Below are 20,539 nucleotides of genomic sequence, written 5' to 3' on the forward strand. Positions count from 1 at the left end.
TTGGTTTGTACTTCTCTCAAAGTATTTACTTTATTTAATTTATTAAGGTTCTATTACTCACGAAATATATGTTAAAATGTGTTTTACAGAGTTTTACTCGTTCTTCACATTTTGTGAGCTAACTATTACATTATACTCTTGTATTTCTTTATTGTCAAGTGTTTTTTTGATTTTATTTTAATTAAAAAATTCACTGAACAATTGAGTGCTTATATATATTATCAAGTTTACACTGTAATGTCAAGTGAATTTTAAAATTTTTTTACTTTTATTTTACTTTAATATACTATTACTGCTATGTTGTCTTCTGCATCGAAGTATATGCTTTCTAATAGGTTCTTATTTGTTAAGATTGTTGCGTCTTTGTTGTTGGATATTGTGTTTGTGTAAAATCCCAATGTGTAGTTGTTGGAGTATCCTTTTGCTTTGGTGTCTAGGTTGTAGATTCCAGCTTGGATTTTTTTGTTGATTTTGATGGGGATACTTTTTTGGATTTTGTAGTTGTTGATGTAGTAAAGTGTTTTGTTTTGTTGGTCGATTTCGATGTATTCGTCTTGGATGTCGTTTTTGAGTCGGGATTTTGCTTGTCTGTTATACACTGGTTCTATGGTTTGGTTTTCTGCGTTATCTATTGTTTCTTTGATTAGCTCTACTGTTTTGTGTTTGTCGATTTCCCAGCCATAGTCTATTGCAGAAAGTTTTATTTGTTTGTTTTCAACTGTTGTTATACTGCGACTTTTATTGTATGTGTCTGTGAGTTCTTTCAAATAGTCAACGTATTGTTCGATTTCAATGTCTTTGTAGACAAATCCTTTTTTCTCATCAAACTCCATCATATCTCTAAGTTGTCTTCCTTTTAGTTTGTAGATGGTGTCATTAAAATCAAAGCTTATTTCTATGTCTTTGAGTTTGTTGAGTTTATTCTTTGCTCGTATGATGTCCCAGCTGTTTGAGTATACTGTTGGCTTGATGTATTCGTCTTTTAGTGCGATGTCTTCTTTTTGCTCTAAGAGGGATTTGATGATGGTGTCTTTGAGTTTATTGGTGTCTATTTCATTTCCGACTTGCTCAGGTATTATTGTGTATTCGTCTTCCAAGTAGCTTATATATGCATTATATGATTTCTTAGCGTTTTGGTTTAGTTTTGCCTGATAAATTTTCTTGTTGAGTTTGTCTTGGTCAATTGTGTAGTCGAAATTAATGTTGTATTTTTTGGTGTCAAAGAAGGCCAACGGCCAAGAGAATGGATTTTGTTCTATTCTGAAATCTTCAGGGATTTTGAGGTTGAACTCCACTTCTTGTGCATCGATTACAAGTTTGCGGTTATCTGATGCGTTTATGATTAGTGTCTTTATGTCTGCATTTCTGTCGACTATTTTGGATTTTTCGACAAAGCTCATATTATATCCGTTGACGTAGGTGTTGGGTAGTGCGTAGAATGTGAAGAATGTCGTAGCACTGAAATACACCAGAAACAAGAATAGTATTATTGTTATGAGTGCTCTTTTTTTCATTTGATTTTCCTTTAGTTTCGTAATTAATATTATTGTACTTTTAATCGGAGTATATATCAATGATTGCAAATAAAAAAAGCAAGTATTGCTACTTGCCTTTTCATTATCTTGAGTATAACTCTACTACTAATGAGTCTGTAATTTCGATCGGAATTTCTTGTCTTTCAGGAAGTCTTGTCAATGTTACTTTGAAGTTTTCTTCCTTGTCAATGTAAGGTAATGATTGTGCAAAGTTTGTTTCATAGTTTTCTTTGAACAATTCATTTGATCTTGATTTTTCTTTCAATTCAATTACAGATCCTTCAGCTACTTGGAAAGAAGGGATATCTACTTTTTTACCGTTTACTCTGATTAAACCGTGAGATACCATTTGTCTTGCTTGTCTGATTGATGATGCAAATGAAGCTCTTAGAACTAGGTTATCTAATCTAGTTTCTAATTGTCTTACCATTACATCCCCTGTTGTAAGACCTTCTTTGTTGTTAAGGGCTTTTTCGAAGTATTTGTGCATTTGTTTTTCGTTTACTCCGTAATATGCTCTTAATCTTTGTTTTTCAAGAAGTTGCATACCATATTCAGTTAACTTCTTGTCGTTTCTTCCAAGTCCTTTACCCATTCTTTTGTTAGCTTTTGGGTGACCGCATACGTTAAGACCTAATCTTCTAGATTGTTTAAATCTAGGTCCCATCATTCTTGCCATTAATATTCATCTCCATTAAAAAATTATTTGCCGCGATAATTTTTTAAGCCAACGCTATTATATCATCTAGTGATTTGTTTTTCAACAATTTTGGAATAATTTTAATGCAAATTTTCGATGAATTTGATGTATTGTTTTGCAAGTTCATGGTCTTTGTTAAGTGTAGCTCCTTTTTCAAGGATTGCATCATCTATTACGACACCATCTTTTTCAATATTTACTGAAACTGCGACCTTTCTTTTTCCATTATTTCCTACTAATGTAAAGTAGTTGTCAAATATGCTTTTTAATCTTTGATCTTTTACATACTTTTTGTTTTCATTCATTATTCTAGCTAGTTCGTTTTTTTCTGAGCTAGTAAGTTCTTTTGTAACTTTCTTCCCTTTTTTTGTGTATGTGAATTTTACAGATGTTGCAACTTCTTGGTTGTTTTTGGATAATTCTTGTTGAATTTGTTTGGATACTGTCTTTTCTCCACCTATTATAGCTATTAGTAGGAATATAAATAATACTACTGCTAAAATTTTTCTGTTCATTGTTTCTCCCAATAATTTTGAATATTGATGGTTAGATAATTAAGTATTCTTAATTTAATTATATTCCTATTCTTTTCGTCTTACAATTGAGCATAAAAAAATAACTAAGCAAATGCTTAGTTATTTTCTATTTGTCAGCTTTCACTGTTTCTTTTTCGTTTGAGGATTCTTTCTTAGTGTAATCTACTAATTCAAGTATACACATTTCAGAACCGTCTCCTCTACGAGGTCCTAATTTTAAGATTCTAGTGTATCCACCTTGTCTGTCAGCATAAACTGGTGCGATTTCTTCAAACAATGTGTATACAACGTCTTTTTTGTATATATATTTAAGAGCTTCTCTTCTAGAGCTCAAATCACCTTTTTTACCAAGTGTAATCATCTTTTCAGCTTCTCTTCTAACTTCTTTAGCACGAGTTACTGTTGTTTCGATTTTTCCGTTTTCGAACAATGATTGAACTAGGTTTCTTAACATTGCAGTTCTGTGATCAGTTCTTCTACCTAATTTTCTTAAGTTAGCCAATGTCTATCCTCCTTTATTCGTCTTTTATTTCTTGTTTAAATGCAAGGCCCATTTCTTGAAGTTTTTCTTCAACTTCGTCTAAGGATTTTTTACCAAAGTTCTTTATTTTCATCATATCCGCTTTTGTATGAGATACGATATCTCCTACAGTATTGATATTTGCTCTTTTCAAACAGTTGAATGATCTTAATGAGAAATCCAATTCTTCGATATTGATGCCCATTTGAGTTTCTTTATCTTTTTGATTGTCTTCGTCATCACTGTTTGTATTACACTCGTAGTTAGGTAATTCACTGAATAATTCCAGGCAATTGATTAGAATGTTGCTTCCTTCACTTAAGGCATCTTGTGGTCTAATTGTTCCATTAGTCCACACTTCTATAGTAAGCTTATCGTAATCAATTACTTGGCCAACTCTGGCATTATCTACTGTGAAATTTACCTTTTTCACAGGGCTAAACAGTGAGTCAATGGCGATATCTCCTATAATATCTTCGTCTGTTTTGTTAAATTCAGATATTTTGTAGCCTTTTCCGTTGATAACTGTGATTTGCATTTCCAATGAAGCGTCTTCATTAAGTGTTGCAATGTAATGGTCTGGGTTTTTAACTTCCAAGTCAGTATCAACTAAAATATCCTTAGCTGTTAGAACACATGGACCTTTTATGTCTACGTTTAATGAGATTGGTTCTTCATTGTATTTCTTTACAGCGATACCTTTTAAATTCAAAATTATTTCAGGTACGTCTTCTTTGACACCTTTAATCGTAGACATTTCATGAGCTACACCTTGGATATTTATCTTTGATATAGCAGCTCCTGGTAATGATGATAATAAAACCCTTCTTAGAGAGTTTCCTAGAGTAGTTCCATATCCCCTTTCCAGTGGCATTATGACAAATTTACCGTAATTATTTTGTTCATCTAATTCAACGATTTTTATTTTAGTATCTAATTGTTCAGTCATAAATACAGCCTCCTTCGACAAGTCCTATCAGGATATCCTGAATTAAGCCTATGTGTTATACTCTTCTCTTCTTTGGTGGTCTACAACCGTTGTGAGGGATTGGAGTTACATCTTTGATAGAGCTAACTTCAAGTCCAGAAGCTTGCAAACTTCTAATTGCAGATTCTCTTCCTGAACCTGGTCCTTTTACATATACTTCAACAGTTTTTAATCCGTGTTCCATAGCTTTTTTAGCAGCTTCTTCAGCAGCTTGTTGTGCAGCGTATGGAGTTGATTTTCTAGATCCTCTGAAACCTAATTGTCCAGCAGAAGCCCAGCTTAATACGTTACCGTTAAGGTCAGTTAAACATACCATAGTGTTGTTGAATGTAGAAGAAATGTGTGCTTGACCTTTTTCAATATTCTTTTTTACTCTTTTTTTACCGCGAACGTTACGTTTTGCGCCTTTAGTTTTTAGTGCCAATTAATTCCCCCCTCTCTATGCTTGTTTTCTAGGACCCTTACGAGTTCTTGCATTGTTCTTTGTATGTTGTCCTCTTACTGGAAGGCCTTTTTTGTGTCTTGATCCTCTGTAGCAGTTGATTTCTTTTAATCTTTTGATGTTCATTGCTACATCACGACGTAAATCCCCTTCAGTAAGATAGTTATCTAATTCAGTTCTGATATCAGATAATTCAGATTCTGTTAAATCTTTTACTCTTGTGTCAGGATTGATTCCTAATTTAGCTAAGATTTTATTTGATGATTGTCTACCTATTCCATAAATTGCAGTTAGTCCTATTTCTACACGTTTGTCATTTGGTAAGTCGACACCTTGAATTCTTGCCATTTATACCTCCTACTAACCTTGTCTTTGTTTGTGTTTAGGGTTATCGCAAATAACCATAACACGACCTTTTCTTTTTATAATCTTGCACTTTTCGCACATTTTTTTAACTGATGGTCTTACTTTCATTGCTTAACCTCCGTTTATTTCTTTCTCCATGTTATTCTTCCACGATCCAAATCGTATGGTGATAGTTCTACCGTTACCTTGTCTCCTGGAAGAATTCTTATATAATTCATTCTTAATTTGCCTGAAATATGAGCTGTTATTACATGGCCATTTTGAAGTTCTACCTTAAATACCGTATTAGGAAGAGCATCTACTACTGTTCCTTCTAATTCAATAACTTCTTTGGACATCCTTGTCTTGATCCTCCTTTTTTAAATTGTTTAACATATATCTTAGTTTCTTATCTGTTAAATTCTCTAATTGCAACTTTTTGTTGTATTTTTGAAGATGTTTAATCTTCTTTTTCTTTGGTTTTTCGATTTTACGTTGTTTTCCATCTACTACCAATACATAAGAATCGTCAAGAATTTCCAAAACCATTTGTAGTTTGCCCATATCACGACCACAAGTACTTAAAACAACTTGTCCTGTTTCAAGTTTGTTGTATTGGCTCATTAATTCTAACCTTTTTTTAATTCTGTTACTAACTTATTAGTGATTTCATCTATTGGAAGAGTTCCGTCAACTGTGAATACTAAATCTTGTTTGTTGTAGAAGTCTACTAAAGGTTTAGTTTGAGAATCATATACTTTGATTCTGTCTAGTACAGTTTGTTCTTTGTCGTCTTCTCTTTGGATAATTGGAGTTTGACATACATCACAAATTCCTTCAACTTTTGGAGGGTTGTTGTCAATGTGATAGCTTGCACCACAGTTAGGACATACACGTCTTCCAGATAATCTTTTTACAAGAGAATCTTTGTCAACGTCAATGTTCAATACACGATCTAGTTTCAATCCTCTTTTAGCTAGTCCTTCATCAAGAGCTTCGGCTTGAGGGATTGTTCTTGGGAATCCGTCAAGTAAGAATCCATTTTTGCAATCTTCTTGATCTAATCTATCCCAAACTATTTCTATTGTTAATTCATCAGGTACAAGTTTTCCTTCTGCAAGTAATCCTTCAACTTTTTGACCTAGTTCTGTCTTTTCTTTGATATTTTTTCTGAAAATATCTCCTGTTGAAATGTGAGGAATATCAAATTCTTCGATAACTCTTTTAGCTTGAGTTCCTTTACCTGCTCCCGGAGGTCCTAATAATATTAATCTCATTATAAACTCCTTATTTCAAAAATCCTTTATAGTGTTTCATAGTTAGCATACTTTCCATTTGTTTTACAGTATCTAATACTACACCTACTACGATGATGATTGATGTACCACCGAATAGGATTTGTATTCCTATAGCTTTTGATATTATCATTGGTGCTGATGCAACTATCGCTAATATGATTGCGCCTATAAATGTTACTCTATCAGAAATTTTCTTTAGATACATGCCTGTTGGTTTACCAGGTCTAATTCCCATGATGAATCCACCGTATTGTTGCAAGTTTTTAGCGTATTCAACTGTGTTGAATTGAATTGCTGAGTAGAAGAATGCGAATATTATAATCAATAGCATGTTTACTATTGAGAAGATTACTAACCCTGATGTTGTTTGTACTGTGAATATGTGGGCTAACCATCCTGGCATGTCTTTGCCGAATAATAATGCTATTGTTTGTGGTAATTGTAATATTGCTGATGCAAAGATTACTGGCATTACACCACCCATATTAACTTTGATTGGAATATGAGTTGATTGACCACCATACATTTTTCTTCCAACTACTCTTTTTGCGTATTGTACAGGAATTCTTCTTTCACCTTGGTTTATTAATACCACTACTACTAATATTATAATCGCTATTAGTACGAAAAGTAATATTTTCCACCAAGATAACATTCCTTGTCTAGATTGATAAATCATTGTACCGATTTGTCTTGGCATATTTGAAATGATACCTAAGAAAATCAAGATTGAAATTCCGTTACCGATACCTCTTTCAGTAATCATTTCTCCTAGCCATACTAGAAACATTGATCCTGCTACCAAGCTTATTAATATAACAAAACCTGTTAAGAAGCTTTTGTCTACGATTGCTCTGTTAAATAAACCATTAACTGTAGCATATCCTTGAATGAATGCCAAAATTATACTACAGATCTTAGTGTATTTACCCATTCTCTTCTTTCCTTCTTCACCTTCACGTGTAAGTTCTCCTAATTTAGGAAATGCTACTGTTAAAAGTTGAAGAATGATTGAAGCGGTAATGTAAGGGTATATCGAAAGAGCAAATATGCTCATTTGTCTCAATGATCCCCCACTTAATAGGTTCAATAAAGAAACTATTCCGCCTTCTTGACCGCTCATTATTTGTTTAATGATGGCCTTATCCATAAAAGGAACCGGTATTGCATTACCTAATCTAAAAACTACAACCATTAGTAGAGTAAAGCCGATTCTTTTACGAATGTCTAAAACCTTCCATGCGTCTTTTAAGGTTTTAAGCATCTTAAATCACCTCTACCTTTCCTCCGGCTTTTGTAATTTTTTCTTCAGCTGATTTAGTAAATTTATTAGCTTTTATAGTTAATTTCTTAGTTAATTCTCCGTCACCTAAAATCTTAACGCCGTCTTTTGCCTTAACTGGCTTAAAGAATCCTGCGTTTGCTAGGATTTCTGGTGTTATTTCGTCTCCATCTTCAAAACAATTTAAGTCTCTGATGTTGATTTCAGCGTATTGTTTTGCGAAGTGGTTTTTGAAGCCTCTCTTAGGAAGTCTTCTGAATAAAGGCATTTGACCCCCTTCAAATCCTGGTCTTACGCCTCCGCCTGATCTTGAGTTTTGTCCGTCTCTACCACGTCCAGCATTGTGTCCTAATCCTGAACCGTAACCTCTACCAACTCTTTTTCTTGCTTTTACTTCTCCACCTTTAGCAGGTCTTAAGTTGTGTAATTTCACTATAACACCTCCTACTTAACTTCTTCTACGTCAACCATGAATGCAATGTGTCTAATCATTCCACGTACTGCATCATTGTCTTCTTTGATTACTGATTGTCCGATTTTATGAAGTCCAAGGGCTTCACAAGTTCTAATGTGTTTTTCAATTCTACCGATTTTGCTCTTTTTAAGAGTGATCTTTAATTTACTCACTTAAAAGCCCTCCTTATTTTAAAATTTCTTCTACAGACTTTCCTCTTAATTTAGCTACTTGTTCAGCTGTCTTAAGTGATTTAAGTCCTTCTACAGTTGCATTAACAATGTTTTGAGGGTTTGATGTTCCCAATGATTTAGAACGAACGTCTTTGATACCTGCTAATTCACATACCGCACGAACAGGTCCTCCGGCGATAACTCCAGTACCTTCTCCAGCTGGTTTTAATAATACTCTACCAGCACCGAATATTCCTGTTACTTGGTGAGGAATAGTTGTGTTTACGATAGGAACTGTGAAGATGTGTTTTTTAGCATCTTGGCTAGCTTTTCTAATAGCTTCTGGTACTTCTTGTGCTTTACCAATACCAACACCAACGTGTCCGTTTTTATCTCCAACTACTACAAGGGCTGCGAATCTAAAGTTTCTACCACCCTTAACAACCTTAGCTACACGGTTAATATTTACAACTCTTTCTTCTAATTCTAAACCTTCTACTTCTTTATTTAAAAGTTCCAATACTAAATACCTCCCTTGCACTAAAATTTAAGTCCGGCGCTTCTAGCACCTTCAGCTAATTCTTTAACTTTTCCGTGATATAAATATCCAGATCTGTCAAATACGCATTGTTCAATGCCTTTGTCGATAGCTTTCTTACCGATTAATTCACCAACAAGTTTTGCAGCTTCCATGTTAGATTTTGATTCACCTTTGTAATCTTTATCTAATGTTGATGCAGCTACTAATGTGTTGTGGTTAACATCATCGATTAATTGTGCATAGATGTTAGTATTAGACTTGAATACGCATAATCTTGGTTTTTCAGAAGTTCCTGTAAGGTTCTTACGAATACGTAGATGTCTTTTAACTCTATTTGCATTTTTATCAATTTTCTTAAACATACCTTACTCCTTTCTTACTTACCTGTTTTACCGACTTTACGTCTAATATGTTCATCTTCATATCTGATACCTTTACCCTTGTATGGTTCAGGTCCTCTTAAGTCTCTGATTTTTGCAGCGTAGTTACCAACTTGTTGTTTGTTGATACCACTGATAATTAATGTGTGTTGTTCTGGAACTTCTACTGAGATTCCTTCTGGATCTTCTTTTTCAATTGTGTGAGAATATCCCAAGTTTAACACTAATTTCTTACCTTGTTTAGCTGCTCTGTAACCAGTACCTTCTATAATTAAAGTTTTCTTATATCCTTCAGTAACACCTTCAATCATGTTGAAAACAAGAGTTCTTGTTAAACCATGAAGTGATTTGTGTTTTTTAATGTCTGAAGGTCTTGAAACTGTGATTGTATTATCTTCTACTTTGATAATCATTTCCTTTGGCATTTGTTCAACTAATTCACCTTTTGGTCCTTTTACAGTACACAAATTGTCTTCAGTTATTTTTACTTCAACGCCATTAGGAATTTCAATTGGTTTTAATCCAATTCTTGACATGGTCAAACCTCCTTATAATGTTTGTGTTACCATACGTAACAAATTACTTCTCCACCAATACCTTCTTTTCTAGCAACTTTATCAGTTACAAGGCCTTTTGATGTAGAGACAATAGCAATACCAAGTCCGCCTAAAACCTTAGGAACTTCATTTGCTCTGGCATAGACACGAAGTCCAGGTTTAGATATTCTCTTGATACCTGAAATTACTTTTTCTTCGTTAGGACCATATTTTAAATCTATTGTAATGATTCCTTGTTTACCATCATCAGTAACATTGAAACCATCGATAAATCCTTCATCTAATAAAATTTGAGCTATTGATTTTTTGATATTAGATGCAGGAACTTCAACAACTTTATGTTTCGCATTAACTGCGTTTCTTATTCTTGTTAGCATATCTGCTATAGGATCAGTCATCATAAAAGCTTCCTCCTTCCTTTCTTACCAGCTTGCTTTTCTTACGCCAGGGATTTCGCCTTTATAAGCCAATTCTCTAAAGCATATACGGCAGATGCCATATTTCTTTAAATATCCGTGAGGTCTACCACAAATTTTGCATCTGTTATATTCTCTTGTGCTAAACTTTGCAGGTCTTTTTTGTTTTGCGATCATTGATTTTTTAGCCACTAAAACTCCTCCTTATTTCTTAAATGGCATTCCCATTTTGTCTAATAATTCCTTAGCTTCTTCGTCAGTGTTTGCAGTAGTAACGACCACAATATCCATACCTCTAATTTGATCTACCATATCGTATTCAATTTCAGGGAAGATTAATTGTTCTTTGATACCTACAGCATAGTTTCCTCTACCATCGAATGATTTAGAAGAGATACCTCTAAAGTCTCTTACACGTGGAAGAGAAATGTTCATAAATTTATCTAAGAAATCATACATTTTTTCACCACGTAATGTAACTTTAACACCAACATTCATACCTTCTCTTAGTTTGAAGTTAGCGATAGATTTTCTAGCTTTTGTTACAATTGGGTGTTGTCCTGTAATTGTTTCTAATTCTTTGACAGCACTTTCGATAGCCTTAGGATTTTCTTTTGAAGAACCTAAACCCATGTTAAGCACGATTTTTTCCAATCTTGGAACTTGCATGATGTTTTCATATTTGAAACGTTCAACCAAGAAAGGAACAACTTCATTTGTATATTTTTCTTTTAATCTGGAAGTCAAGTTTATACCCTCCTTATGTTACTTAATAGTTTCGTTGTTAGATTTCATAAATCTAACTTTCTTACCGTCTTCAAACTTATAACCTAATCTTGTGCCTTTCTTGTTTTTAGCATCATAATACATTACGTTTGAAACATCGATAGCAGCTTCTTTTTTAATAAGACCACTTTCAGCACCACGTCCGTTAGCTTTTTGGTGTTTAGTAACTATATTAACTCCTTCTACTATCACTTTATTGTCTTTGGCTAATACTTCAATAACATTTCCAGTCTTACCTTTGTCTTTACCAGAAATTACTATTACAGTATCTCCTTTTTTAATCTTCATATCTCTTTACACCTCCAATTATAATACTTCAGGTGCCAATGAGATGATTTTCATGAAGTTATTGGCTCTTAATTCACGAGTTACTGAACCAAAAATTCTTGTTCCCACTGGATTTTTATCATCTTTTATAATTACAGCTGCGTTATCGTCAAATCTGATGTAACTTCCATCAGCTCTTCCCAATGGTTTAGTTGTTCTTACGATAACAGCTTTTACTACATCACCTTTTTTAACCATACCGCCCGGTTGTGCAGATTTAACTGAGCAAACTACGATGTCTCCGATAGCTGCGTACTTTCTTTTAGTACCACCTAAAACTCTTATTACTAGTAGTTCTTTTGCACCAGAGTTATCTGCAACTCTCAAACGACTTTCTTGTTGAATCATAAAATTCTCCTTTCGTAATAAGAATTACTTAGCTTTTTCTATAATTTCTACAAGTCTCCAGTTCTTTGTCTTAGAAAGAGGTCTTGTTTCCATTATCTTAACTTTATCGCCAATACCAGCGATATTTTCTTCATCGTGTGCTTTAAACTTAGTTGTTTTTCTTAATTGTTTACCGTATTTAGGATCTTTGACAAGTGTCTTAACTTCTACAACAATTGACTTATCCATCTTATCTGAAACAACTATACCAACTATGGTTTTTCTCATATTTCTTTCCATAATTGTTAAGCCTCCTTACCAATGTTTAGCTCACGTTCTCTAATAATAGTTTTAATACGAGCTATATCTTTTTTTACAAGTCCTATCATCATAGGGTTTTCTAATTGCCCAGTAGCTAATTGAAAACGTAGATTAAACAATTCACTTTTAGATTGTTCTAATTGTTTTTGTAAATCTTGATCTGATAGATTACGAATTTCTTTAGTTTTCATCAGCTTCACCGTCCTTTTCTCCGAACTCTTCACGAGCTATAAATTTAGTTTTGATAGGTAGTTTGTGTTGTGCAAGTCTCATAGCTTCACGTGCTACATCTTCAGGAACACCTGCCATTTCAAACAATACTCTACCTGGTTTAATTACTGCTACCCAATATTCTGGAGCTCCTTTACCTGAACCCATACGAATACCGATAGGCTTCTTTGACACTGGCTTATCTGGGAAAACTTTGATCCAGATGTTACCGCCTCTTTTTATATATCTTGTCATTGCACGACGTGCTGCTTCTATTTGATTAGCTGTTAACCAACAAGAACCTAACGCTTGTATACCATAATCACCGTAAGTTAAAGTATTGCCTTTTAATGCTTTACCTTTCATTCTGCCTCTGTGAACTCTACGGTATTTTACTCTTTTAGGCATTAACATAGAATATTTCCTCCTCTCGAATTAGTTTTTAGCTGCTTGGGATTTACCTTTTCTGTTATTGTTTCTTCTTTTTCTGTTTTTGTCATTCTTTTTGTTTTTGTAAACAGGTAAATCTTCTTCTGTCATACCAGGTAACATTTCACCTTTGTATAACCAAACTTTAACACCAAGCTTACCATAAGTTGTGTCTGCTTCTGCAAATCCATAGTCGATTGCAGCTCTTAGAGTTTGAAGAGGAATAGTTCCTTCGCTGTATCCTTCGCTTCTTGCCATATCAGCTCCACCAAGTCTACCAGAAACCATAGTCTTAATACCCAAAGCTCCTGCTCTCATGCTTCTTTGCATTGTTTGTTTCATTGCACGTCTGAAAGAAATACGTCTTTCTAATTGTGATGCAATGTTTTCTGCAACTAATTGTGCATCTAAGTCTTGGAACTTAATTTCTTCTACATTTATGATTAAATTTTTACCTGTTAATTTTTCTAATTTATTCTTTAATTCTTCAACCCCAGCACCTTGACGGCCAATTACCATACCAGGTTTAGCTGTGTTGATAGTTACTTTAATTTTGTTTGATGCTCTTTCGATGGCTATACTGCTAATACCAGCGCTGAAAGATTCTTTTTTGATTAGTTCACGAATTTTGTGATCTTCTACTAAATAATCACCAAAATCTTTTTTGTCTGCAAACCATCTTGAATCCCAGTCTTTGATAACACCAACTCTTAATCCTTTAGGATTAACTTTTTGACCCATCAGACTCCTCCTTATAATTCTCTTTCTTCTACAACTACGCCAACATGACTTGATCTTTTAAGGATTGGATAAGCCATTCCTTTAGCTTTTGGTCTCCATCTTTTCATTACTGGAGCATTATTAGCGTATGCTTGTGATACAAAAAGATCTTCTCTGTTTAATCCAAAATTGTGTTCTGCGTTTGCAATTGCTGAATTTAGCACTTTTTCTAAAATTCTAGCACCTTTTTTAGGAGTGAATTTCAATATAGCAAGGGCTTCATCAACTTGTTTACCTCTAATTTCTTTGCATATAAAGTTAACTTTTAGAGGAGAAATACGTACATATTTCGCTATAGCTTTAGCTTGCATTGTCATACCTCCTTATATTAATTACGAACCTTACTCGTTTTTTCGTTTTTAATGTGACCTTTGTATGTTCTTGTAGGAACAAATTCTCCTAATTTATGACCAACCATATCGTCAGTAATATAAACAGGTACATGCTTTCTTCCATCGTGAACTGCAATTGTGTGACCTACGAAGTTAGGGAATATTGTAGAACGACGAGACCAAGTTTTAATAATCTTCTTTTCATCGTTTTTGTTAAGTTCTTCCACTTTCTTCATTAAGTGTTCATCGCAGAAAGGTCCTTTTTTAAGTGATCTACTCATTCTATCCCTCCGTTATTTCTTTCTTCTTCTTACAATGTACTTATTAGACTTTTTGTTTTTCTTACGAGTCTTAAGTCCAAGTGCTGGTTTACCCCATGGAGTTGAAGGAGCTGGTCTACCGATTGGTGCTCTACCTTCACCACCACCGTGAGGGTGATCTACTGGGTTCATTGCTGAACCTCTTACGTAAGGTCTCTTACCTAAGTGTCTGTTACGTCCAGCCTTACCAATTGTAACCAATTCGTGAGAGATATTTCCAACTTGACCTACAGTAGCTTTACAGTCAAGGTGAATTAATCTAAATTCTCCTGATGGTAATCTTAATTGAGCAAATTTACCTTCTTTAGCCATAAGTTGTGCTTCAGCACCAGCTGTTCTAACTAATTGAGCTCCTTTGCCAACTTTCATTTCGATGTTGTGAACTGTAGTACCTACTGGAATGTTTCTCAATGGAAGAGCATTACCAGGTACGATATCTACATCAGCACCACTTTCAACTACATCTCCAACTTTTAGTCCTTGTGGTTGGATGATGTATCTCTTTTCACCATCTTCGTATTGTAACAAAGCGATGTTTGCTGTTCTGTTTGGATCGTATTCGATTGATTTAACAACAGCTTTAATACCATCTTTGTTTCTTTTAAAATCTATAATTCTATATTTTCTCTTAGCTCCGCCGCCTCTGTGACGAGTAGTTACTCTACCATAAGAGTTTCTTCCGCCAGATTTGTTTAAGCTAACAGTTAATGATTTTTCAGGAGTAGTTTTTGTGATTTCATCAAATGATAAAACACTCATACCACGTACACCGGCAGAAGTCGGTTTATATTTTTTTATTGCCATGTTTTTACCCCCTTAATTACATTCCTTCGAAAAATTCAATTTCTTTTGAATCTTCTGTTAATGCAACTATAGCTTTCTTCCAATCAGATCTCTTACCACTGTGAGCGCCCATTCTTTTAACTTTTCCTTTAACGTTCATAGTGTTAACAGATTTTACTTTAACATCAAAAATCTTTTCGATAGCGTTTCTGACTTCTATTTTATTCGCATTTTTATCTACTTTGAATACATATTTCTTGTCTTCCATTTTTTCCATAGAATCTTCAGAAATAATTGGTTTCAAAATAATATCATATGGTGATTTCATTATTGAAACACCTCCTCAAGAATTTTAACAGCATCAGTTGTAATAACTAATGAGTTGTATTTCAAACAATCATATACATTGATTAATCTAGCTTCACAAATAGCTACATTTTCAATGTTTCTAAATGATCTGTAAAGTGTATCATCATTTTTATCAACAACTACTAAAGCTTTCTTGTCTGCTTTAATATTCTTTAATACTTCAACAGCTTTTTTAGTGCTAATAGCATCTAAGCTTAATTTATCTAAAACGATCATTTCATTGTCATTAACTTTGTCAGTTAATACTGATTTGATTGCAAGTCTTCTAACTTTCTTAGGAACAGCGTAGCTGTAATCTCTAGGTTTTGGAGCGAATACTACCCCACCACCTCTCCATTGTGGAGATCTGATAGATCCTTGTCTTGCTCTACCTGTACCTTTTTGTCTCCAAGGCTTCTTTCCTCCACCTCTTACCTCACTACGAGTTTTAGCAGATTGTGTGCCTTGTCTTTTATTAGCAAGTTGGTTTTTAACTACTTCGTAAACAACGTGCTCATTAACATCAACGCCGAAAATGGCTTCATTTAATTCTAATTCTCCAACATTTTCTCCTTGTTGGTTTAAAATTTGAACTTTAGGCATGTTTCATCCTCCTTCCTATTTTGACTTAATAGCTTCTCTAACAGTAACTACTCCACCTTTGTTTCCTGGAACAGCTCCCTTAATAAGAAGTAAGTTTCTTTCATTGTCAACTTTAACAATTTTCAAGTTTTGAACAGTTACACGGTCGTGACCCATCTTTCCAGAACCTTTACGTCCTTTGAAAACTCTTGCTGGATAAGATCCGGCACTTCTTGCACCTGCAACTCTGTGTGATTTAGAACCGTGTCCCATAGGTCCTCTTGAATAGTTGTGTCTAACTATTGCACCTTGAGTTCCCTTACCTTTTGAAATACCGATAACATCCACAACGTCTCCGTCTTTGAAAATATCTAATTTGATTTCATCGCCAAGGTTGAATTGTTCGTCATCATTAATTTTGAATTCTTGTAAGTGTTTCTTGAATGAAACGCCTGCTTTGCCAAAATGACCTCTCATTGGTTGGTTTACATGTTTTTCTTTCTTTTCAATGTAACCAACTTGAATTGCGTTATATCCTTCTTTTTCTTTAGTTTTGATTTGTGTAACAACCATTGGACCCGCTTCAATGACAGTTACTGGAACAACAGTACCATCTTCGTCGAAGATTTGAGTCATTCCGATTTTTTTACCTAAAATACTCTTCATTGAGTACACCTCCTATAGTGTGATATCCACATTAAAATTTACTTACAGCGGATTGCTTTACAATCATACTAAGATTAAAGTTTAATTTCGATATCTACGCCGGCAGGAAGGTTAAGTTTTTTAAGCGCTTCCAATGTCTTTGCGTTAGGATTAATGATATCGATTAATCTCTTATGTGTTCTTTGTTCGAATTGTTCTCTTGAGTCTTTGTACTTGTGAACAGCTCTTAAGATTGTAATAACTTCTTTTTCTGTTGGCAACGGAATAGGACCTGAAACTTTAACGTCAGTTCTCTTAGCTGCCTCAACGATTTTTTGAGCTGATTGATCGATTAATTCGTGATCATAAGCTCTTAGTCTGATTCTGATTTTTTGATTTGCCATTTAGGCACCTCCTCTAAATTTTTGAAGAAGCGTCTTGCTGGGTTATGTTCATACACCCTCCCGGGTGTACAGTGACCTAAAATTTAAAAAACTTTTTTAAAAAGTTTAACCCATCGCCCTAATCTTGTAGGACTTCTCGGTGAAAATTACCTCGGAAGATTAATCACGTTTCCCGAGCAACCTTCCACTTCTACGCTTACTAACTTTAGGCACAACTGGTATTATACATTGTCTATACTACAATGTCAACACTTTTTTGAAGTTTTTTTGTAAAATTTCAACATTTTTACGAAAAATTTGTTTCCTTCCTTATTATATAATAAATGGCTGTGAAATAAAATGAGTTTCGGGAGATTTTTTTATAGATTTTCGCTTGCTAAGCGTATCTCAAAAACAAAAATAATTTAGCACGAATATCTGTCTCCAAAAATAGACAAATTCAAAGCTTGTGAACCTAAAATCTCAAGTGCGAGCTTCGCTCTGGCACGAGTGAGATTTCTTAACGGTTCACTTCGATAGAATTTGTGCCTATTTTTTACGAATGATATTATTAGCTAAAATTATTTTTGTTTTTATTGCTAAGTAGTGGCGTCAGTAATTTTCGGTAACATTTTTCGTTTTAACTTGCGACAAATTTTCATCCAACAATTTTCGTTTTAACTTTCAACAAAGTGTTGTTAATAATTTTCTTAATATTTAGTGAATAATATTCTTTAAATCTGGGTATATAAAGTATATCAACAATTTAAGGAGGTGTTAGTATGGTAGAAGAAAAGAAATCAGTTGATTGGATGTCTCTTATTACAGGTATTTGTTTTATTATAGTTTCATTCATAGCTTTTAAAAATCCATATGCCAGCTTAGCGAGTCTGGTGATTTATTTTGGAATAATTGCAATTGTTAAAGGCGTAGGCGGAGTTTTAATTTATAAACAGATAAAAGATTTTACAAGACTGAACATAAAATTATTCTTTTGGATAAGCATAATAGATATAATACTTGGCCTCATTCTTGTTTTTAATGTCGAATCTGCTGTATTGATCATTCCGTATGTGTTCTCGATTTGGTTTATTATCGATTCAATCAACGATATTAGTTTCGGAAGATATCTAAGGTTTGTTCCAGGTGGACTTTACCATCTTAATATCATAATTAATATTATTACTTTAATTCTTGGAATTATGATGTTGTACAATCCTTTAAGAGCATCTTTTACGGTTGTATTTTTAATTGGAATGTATTTGACAATATCTGGCGTTAAATATATTGCATATGCTTTCAAACATGAGTATTAAAAAAATCGTCTCAAAATGATGTGTGCCATCTTTACCGGGTCATCCAGTAAGGATGGTACATATCAAAACGAGACGATTTTTTATATTTTAATGTTAACCCATTTACCTTGTCTAAATCTGATTGAATTGAACATGTATCTAGAGAATTGGTCGGAGAAGATTCCTAGCCATATTCCCACGATTCCCATTTCAAACACAGATACAAGGATGTATGTTACTACTGTCCTTATGATTGTTACACTTATGATTGAAGAGATTAATGTGTATTTTACATCACCTGCTGATCTCAAACATCCTCCGTAGATGATTTGTGAGATTTGTAGAAGGACTATTACTGTGATGAATCTTGCGATGATTTCTCCTGTTTCTATGATGGAGAGTTTGTCGAAGAACAAATGGAATATTCCTTTTCCAAATAACAACAATATCAAAGATAGTACAAGAGATATCATAAGTCCTATTCGTTGGCAGACTTTGCCGTAAATCTTGGCGTTTTCTTTCTTGCCAGCGCCAAGGCTTGATCCTGTTAGAACGACTGCTGCAACTTGCATCCCATCTGCGAACGAAAAACAAATACTTAGAAGATTCATTCCTACGTTGTGTGCTGCAAATGTGTCTGTTCCAAGTCCTGCTGCCATCAACGCTGTTGTCAAGAACCCTATTCTCATGGCTATATTTTCTACGAACAAATTGGTTCCAAGTTTTACGATACTTGTGAATACTTCAACTGTTGGCTTGATTTTCTTTTTGAAAATGTATTTGATTTGTACGAAACCATCTTTTCTGTAAAGCGATCTGATGCACATAATGCTACTTACGACTGTTCCAAGTACTGTCGCAAGAGCCGCTCCAGAAACTTCCATTTTTGGAAAACCAAAATTACCACCTATCAAGCAGTAATTGAAAAATATATTGACAATACTTGACACCAAGTTAGTTGTAAATGCAATTCTAGTGTTGCCCGATCCTCTTTGTGCTGCATTTATCGTCATACTCACCACGGAGAAAATCATTCCTCCCATGATTATTCTGAAATAATTCAGCGCATCAGTATGCGTGTCTGAGTTACTTCCTGCAAGTCTCAGAATGCTATCCGAAAAATACACCATCACAGTGCTTATAACAACCGTTAGCACAAGTCCCATGATAATCGCTGTGACAAGTATCCTGTTCGCTCCTTCTTTGTCCTCTTCTCCAAGACGTCTGGCAACTAAAGCCGACGTAGCGATGTTTATGGAGAAAAATATCGCCAATGCTATGAATTTGGGTTGTGTTGTAAGACCTACCGCTGCAACAGCAGAACTTCCAATCGAAGATACCATATAAGTGTCGATAATTCCCGCAAGTGCTATGAAAAAACTCTCCAACACCGACGGCCATGCGACCTCTATCGCTCTTCTGTAAAATTTCTTATTCTTCATCTAATCATCCATTCTAAAATTCAATCTAATTCAAATATCTAAAAATAAAAATATATATTACATCATACTACTAGCAAAAAATTAATACAAGTTAACGTATTTTAAATCTCACAGTTGAATGCTCTTCATTAGTGTCCACGATTTCAAATCCACATTTCAAAAACAAATTTAATGAATGATTGCTGATACCAATATTATCGTATAGTTCATCTATGTCTAATTTTTTTGCCAAATCAATCAAAAACATCAACGCTTTTTTCCCGTAGCCATTGTTTCTGTATTCATCTTTTACAATTAGACTGCAAATCCACCTATCATCTTCCTTATATATACAACATTCTCCGACAGGCTTGTTATGACCCATAATGTAATAGTAGAATCTGTCGTCAGAGTTTATCCATTTGTCATACCAGATTTGCCATTTGTTTTCTGAGAAATCAATAGCTCCGCCGTATTTTTCATTGAAACTCATCGTCTTTTCATCCGCTAATAATTCTTTTCTGAAATCCAATTCTTCAAATTCTGGAATCATAAAATCGCATTCATACTCATCATCAATCATGGAATACATGCAAGAATCTTCCACTCCTTGATTGTTGATTTCATATTTTCGAAGAATACCTTCGTATTTCATGTTGGCTTTCTTCATCACTTTGCCACTTGCTAAGTTTCTTACATCGTGTCTCGCTTCTACTCTAACGGCCGTTTTTTCTTCAAACAAATATTTTAGCATAATTTTCAAAGATTCTGTCATTATTCCACGTGACCAATAATCATGTGACAGGCAGTATCCAATGGAGTATGTTTTCGGTTTTCCTTTTTTTAAAGTTGCCGATATTCTACCTATGTTTTCATCATTTGCGTTGCAAATCGCAAAGTAAACATTCTTATCGTCATTTATCCATTGTTGTATAATTTTTTCTGATTCTTTTGCTGATGTGTGTGGATTCCACGACAGAAACTTCGTAACTTTGCTGTCGCTTGCCCAATTTTCAAACATTTTATCCGCATCATTAATTCTGAATTTTCTTAAAATTATTTTGTCAGTTTGTGTCATATTGC

General features: G+C 34.1%; 36 protein-coding genes. 1 reads left to right on the forward strand and 35 read right to left on the reverse strand.

Annotation, left to right across the window (positions count from 1 at the left end; all coding sequences use genetic code 11):
• Window positions 1-278 precede the first annotated feature (278 nt).
• The 33 genes from ACLUJM_RS05570 to rpsJ all read right to left on the reverse strand — a co-directional run bounded on the left by ACLUJM_RS05570 (window position 279) and on the right by rpsJ (window position 16,761).
• Entirely contained in the window at window positions 279-1,514 is a 1,236-nt protein-coding gene (locus ACLUJM_RS05570) for a peptidoglycan binding domain-containing protein (RefSeq protein ID WP_294684924.1), read from the reverse strand.
• A gap of 103 nt (window positions 1,515-1,617) precedes the next feature.
• The gene (rpsD, locus tag ACLUJM_RS05575; protein ID WP_294684923.1) at window positions 1,618-2,214 is read right to left on the reverse strand and encodes a 30S ribosomal protein S4; all 597 of its coding nucleotides are present in this window, start codon (window positions 2,212-2,214) and stop codon (window positions 1,618-1,620) included.
• Window positions 2,215-2,315: 101 nt separating this feature from the next.
• Window positions 2,316-2,750 (reverse strand): hypothetical protein, encoded by a 435-nt coding sequence (locus ACLUJM_RS05580; protein ID WP_412412412.1) that lies wholly within the window; start codon window positions 2,748-2,750, stop codon window positions 2,316-2,318.
• Between the two features lie 127 nt (window positions 2,751-2,877).
• The gene (rplQ, locus tag ACLUJM_RS05585; protein WP_094223069.1) at window positions 2,878-3,273 is read right to left on the reverse strand and encodes a 50S ribosomal protein L17; all 396 of its coding nucleotides are present in this window, start codon (window positions 3,271-3,273) and stop codon (window positions 2,878-2,880) included.
• A gap of 13 nt (window positions 3,274-3,286) precedes the next feature.
• Window positions 3,287-4,240 carry a DNA-directed RNA polymerase subunit alpha gene (locus ACLUJM_RS05590; RefSeq protein ID WP_094223068.1) on the reverse strand — a complete coding sequence of 318 codons (954 nt, stop codon included), beginning with the start codon at window positions 4,238-4,240 and terminating at the stop codon, window positions 3,287-3,289.
• A 55-nt stretch (window positions 4,241-4,295) separates the two neighbouring features.
• The gene (gene rpsK, locus ACLUJM_RS05595) at window positions 4,296-4,703 is read right to left on the reverse strand and encodes a 30S ribosomal protein S11 (RefSeq protein ID WP_002836140.1); all 408 of its coding nucleotides are present in this window, start codon (window positions 4,701-4,703) and stop codon (window positions 4,296-4,298) included.
• A 15-nt stretch (window positions 4,704-4,718) separates the two neighbouring features.
• Window positions 4,719-5,069 (reverse strand): 30S ribosomal protein S13, encoded by a 351-nt coding sequence (gene rpsM / locus ACLUJM_RS05600; RefSeq protein ID WP_002836139.1) that lies wholly within the window; start codon window positions 5,067-5,069, stop codon window positions 4,719-4,721.
• A gap of 12 nt (window positions 5,070-5,081) precedes the next feature.
• Window positions 5,082-5,195, reverse strand: a complete 114-nt coding sequence (gene rpmJ, locus ACLUJM_RS05605) for a 50S ribosomal protein L36 (protein WP_002836138.1) — start codon at window positions 5,193-5,195, stop codon at window positions 5,082-5,084.
• Between the two features lie 14 nt (window positions 5,196-5,209).
• A complete protein-coding gene (gene infA, locus ACLUJM_RS05610; protein ID WP_002836137.1) occupies window positions 5,210-5,425 on the reverse strand; it encodes a translation initiation factor IF-1 in 216 nt (71 codons plus the stop codon).
• Window positions 5,406-5,690, reverse strand: a complete 285-nt coding sequence (locus ACLUJM_RS05615) for a KOW domain-containing RNA-binding protein (RefSeq protein WP_002836136.1) — start codon at window positions 5,688-5,690, stop codon at window positions 5,406-5,408. The genes infA and ACLUJM_RS05615 overlap by 20 nt, the downstream gene beginning before the upstream one ends.
• 5 nt (window positions 5,691-5,695) lie before the next feature.
• Window positions 5,696-6,343 carry an adenylate kinase gene (locus ACLUJM_RS05620; RefSeq protein WP_294684920.1) on the reverse strand — a complete coding sequence of 216 codons (648 nt, stop codon included), beginning with the start codon at window positions 6,341-6,343 and terminating at the stop codon, window positions 5,696-5,698.
• A gap of 10 nt (window positions 6,344-6,353) precedes the next feature.
• Window positions 6,354-7,628, reverse strand: a complete 1,275-nt coding sequence (gene secY, locus ACLUJM_RS05625; RefSeq protein ID WP_412412413.1) for a preprotein translocase subunit SecY — start codon at window positions 7,626-7,628, stop codon at window positions 6,354-6,356.
• 1 nt (window position 7,629) lies between these two features.
• On the reverse strand, window positions 7,630-8,079 hold the full coding sequence (rplO, locus tag ACLUJM_RS05630) for a 50S ribosomal protein L15 (RefSeq protein ID WP_002836133.1): 450 nt from the start codon (window positions 8,077-8,079) through the stop codon (window positions 7,630-7,632).
• Window positions 8,080-8,090: 11 nt separating this feature from the next.
• Entirely contained in the window at window positions 8,091-8,273 is a 183-nt protein-coding gene (rpmD, locus tag ACLUJM_RS05635) for a 50S ribosomal protein L30 (RefSeq protein ID WP_094203274.1), read from the reverse strand.
• Between the two features lie 13 nt (window positions 8,274-8,286).
• Entirely contained in the window at window positions 8,287-8,793 is a 507-nt protein-coding gene (rpsE, locus tag ACLUJM_RS05640) for a 30S ribosomal protein S5 (protein ID WP_294684918.1), read from the reverse strand.
• 20 nt (window positions 8,794-8,813) lie between these two features.
• Window positions 8,814-9,176: a 50S ribosomal protein L18 gene (gene rplR / locus ACLUJM_RS05645; protein WP_094203273.1), complete on the reverse strand. Its 363-nt coding sequence runs from the start codon at window positions 9,174-9,176 to the stop codon at window positions 8,814-8,816.
• Between the two features lie 14 nt (window positions 9,177-9,190).
• Window positions 9,191-9,730, reverse strand: coding sequence for a 50S ribosomal protein L6 (gene rplF / locus ACLUJM_RS05650; RefSeq protein ID WP_294684916.1), 540 nt, complete (start codon window positions 9,728-9,730; stop codon window positions 9,191-9,193).
• A 26-nt stretch (window positions 9,731-9,756) separates the two neighbouring features.
• Window positions 9,757-10,152, reverse strand: coding sequence for a 30S ribosomal protein S8 (rpsH, locus tag ACLUJM_RS05655; protein WP_002836125.1), 396 nt, complete (start codon window positions 10,150-10,152; stop codon window positions 9,757-9,759).
• A gap of 21 nt (window positions 10,153-10,173) precedes the next feature.
• A complete protein-coding gene (locus tag ACLUJM_RS05660; RefSeq protein WP_002836123.1) occupies window positions 10,174-10,359 on the reverse strand; it encodes a type Z 30S ribosomal protein S14 in 186 nt (61 codons plus the stop codon).
• Window positions 10,360-10,371: 12 nt separating this feature from the next.
• On the reverse strand, window positions 10,372-10,914 hold the full coding sequence (rplE, locus tag ACLUJM_RS05665) for a 50S ribosomal protein L5 (RefSeq protein WP_002836122.1): 543 nt from the start codon (window positions 10,912-10,914) through the stop codon (window positions 10,372-10,374).
• An 18-nt stretch (window positions 10,915-10,932) separates the two neighbouring features.
• Window positions 10,933-11,241 carry a 50S ribosomal protein L24 gene (gene rplX, locus ACLUJM_RS05670; RefSeq protein ID WP_412412414.1) on the reverse strand — a complete coding sequence of 103 codons (309 nt, stop codon included), beginning with the start codon at window positions 11,239-11,241 and terminating at the stop codon, window positions 10,933-10,935.
• 18 nt (window positions 11,242-11,259) lie between these two features.
• The gene (gene rplN, locus ACLUJM_RS05675; RefSeq protein ID WP_002836120.1) at window positions 11,260-11,628 is read right to left on the reverse strand and encodes a 50S ribosomal protein L14; all 369 of its coding nucleotides are present in this window, start codon (window positions 11,626-11,628) and stop codon (window positions 11,260-11,262) included.
• Between the two features lie 24 nt (window positions 11,629-11,652).
• Window positions 11,653-11,907 (reverse strand): 30S ribosomal protein S17, encoded by a 255-nt coding sequence (gene rpsQ / locus ACLUJM_RS05680; protein WP_002837391.1) that lies wholly within the window; start codon window positions 11,905-11,907, stop codon window positions 11,653-11,655.
• A gap of 5 nt (window positions 11,908-11,912) precedes the next feature.
• On the reverse strand, window positions 11,913-12,119 hold the full coding sequence (rpmC, locus tag ACLUJM_RS05685) for a 50S ribosomal protein L29 (protein ID WP_002836118.1): 207 nt from the start codon (window positions 12,117-12,119) through the stop codon (window positions 11,913-11,915).
• Complete coding sequence (gene rplP / locus ACLUJM_RS05690; RefSeq protein ID WP_002836117.1) at window positions 12,109-12,552, reverse strand: 50S ribosomal protein L16; 444 nt, start codon at window positions 12,550-12,552, stop codon at window positions 12,109-12,111. The genes rpmC and rplP overlap by 11 nt, the downstream gene beginning before the upstream one ends.
• 21 nt (window positions 12,553-12,573) lie before the next feature.
• On the reverse strand, window positions 12,574-13,308 hold the full coding sequence (rpsC, locus tag ACLUJM_RS05695) for a 30S ribosomal protein S3 (RefSeq protein WP_294684907.1): 735 nt from the start codon (window positions 13,306-13,308) through the stop codon (window positions 12,574-12,576).
• A gap of 11 nt (window positions 13,309-13,319) precedes the next feature.
• Window positions 13,320-13,658 (reverse strand): 50S ribosomal protein L22, encoded by a 339-nt coding sequence (gene rplV / locus ACLUJM_RS05700; protein WP_002836114.1) that lies wholly within the window; start codon window positions 13,656-13,658, stop codon window positions 13,320-13,322.
• 17 nt (window positions 13,659-13,675) lie between these two features.
• A complete protein-coding gene (gene rpsS, locus ACLUJM_RS05705) occupies window positions 13,676-13,960 on the reverse strand; it encodes a 30S ribosomal protein S19 (protein WP_002836113.1) in 285 nt (94 codons plus the stop codon).
• Between the two features lie 12 nt (window positions 13,961-13,972).
• Window positions 13,973-14,803: a 50S ribosomal protein L2 gene (rplB, locus tag ACLUJM_RS05710; RefSeq protein ID WP_110058298.1), complete on the reverse strand. Its 831-nt coding sequence runs from the start codon at window positions 14,801-14,803 to the stop codon at window positions 13,973-13,975.
• Window positions 14,804-14,819: 16 nt separating this feature from the next.
• Window positions 14,820-15,110 (reverse strand): 50S ribosomal protein L23, encoded by a 291-nt coding sequence (rplW, locus tag ACLUJM_RS05715; RefSeq protein ID WP_412412415.1) that lies wholly within the window; start codon window positions 15,108-15,110, stop codon window positions 14,820-14,822.
• Complete coding sequence (gene rplD / locus ACLUJM_RS05720) at window positions 15,110-15,733, reverse strand: 50S ribosomal protein L4 (RefSeq protein WP_412412416.1); 624 nt, start codon at window positions 15,731-15,733, stop codon at window positions 15,110-15,112. Before rplD ends, rplW begins: the two co-directional genes overlap by 1 nt.
• 15 nt (window positions 15,734-15,748) lie before the next feature.
• Window positions 15,749-16,378 carry a 50S ribosomal protein L3 gene (gene rplC, locus ACLUJM_RS05725; RefSeq protein ID WP_412412417.1) on the reverse strand — a complete coding sequence of 210 codons (630 nt, stop codon included), beginning with the start codon at window positions 16,376-16,378 and terminating at the stop codon, window positions 15,749-15,751.
• Window positions 16,379-16,452: 74 nt separating this feature from the next.
• Window positions 16,453-16,761, reverse strand: a complete 309-nt coding sequence (rpsJ, locus tag ACLUJM_RS05730) for a 30S ribosomal protein S10 (RefSeq protein ID WP_002836107.1) — start codon at window positions 16,759-16,761, stop codon at window positions 16,453-16,455.
• A gap of 761 nt (window positions 16,762-17,522) precedes the next feature.
• Here rpsJ and ACLUJM_RS05735 point away from each other — a divergent pair.
• Window positions 17,523-18,056, forward strand: a complete 534-nt coding sequence (locus ACLUJM_RS05735; RefSeq protein WP_412412418.1) for an HdeD family acid-resistance protein — start codon at window positions 17,523-17,525, stop codon at window positions 18,054-18,056.
• An 80-nt stretch (window positions 18,057-18,136) separates the two neighbouring features.
• Here the strand turns inward: ACLUJM_RS05735 and ACLUJM_RS05740 are convergent, their stop codons facing one another.
• Complete coding sequence (locus ACLUJM_RS05740) at window positions 18,137-19,477, reverse strand: MATE family efflux transporter (RefSeq protein ID WP_278735370.1); 1,341 nt, start codon at window positions 19,475-19,477, stop codon at window positions 18,137-18,139.
• A 91-nt stretch (window positions 19,478-19,568) separates the two neighbouring features.
• A complete protein-coding gene (locus tag ACLUJM_RS05745; RefSeq protein ID WP_412412419.1) occupies window positions 19,569-20,534 on the reverse strand; it encodes a GNAT family N-acetyltransferase in 966 nt (321 codons plus the stop codon).
• Window positions 20,535-20,539: the final 5 nt, after the last annotated feature.

It is taken from the genome of Finegoldia sp. (assembly GCF_046991905.1).
Classification (GTDB): Bacteria; Bacillota; Clostridia; order Tissierellales; family Peptoniphilaceae; genus Finegoldia.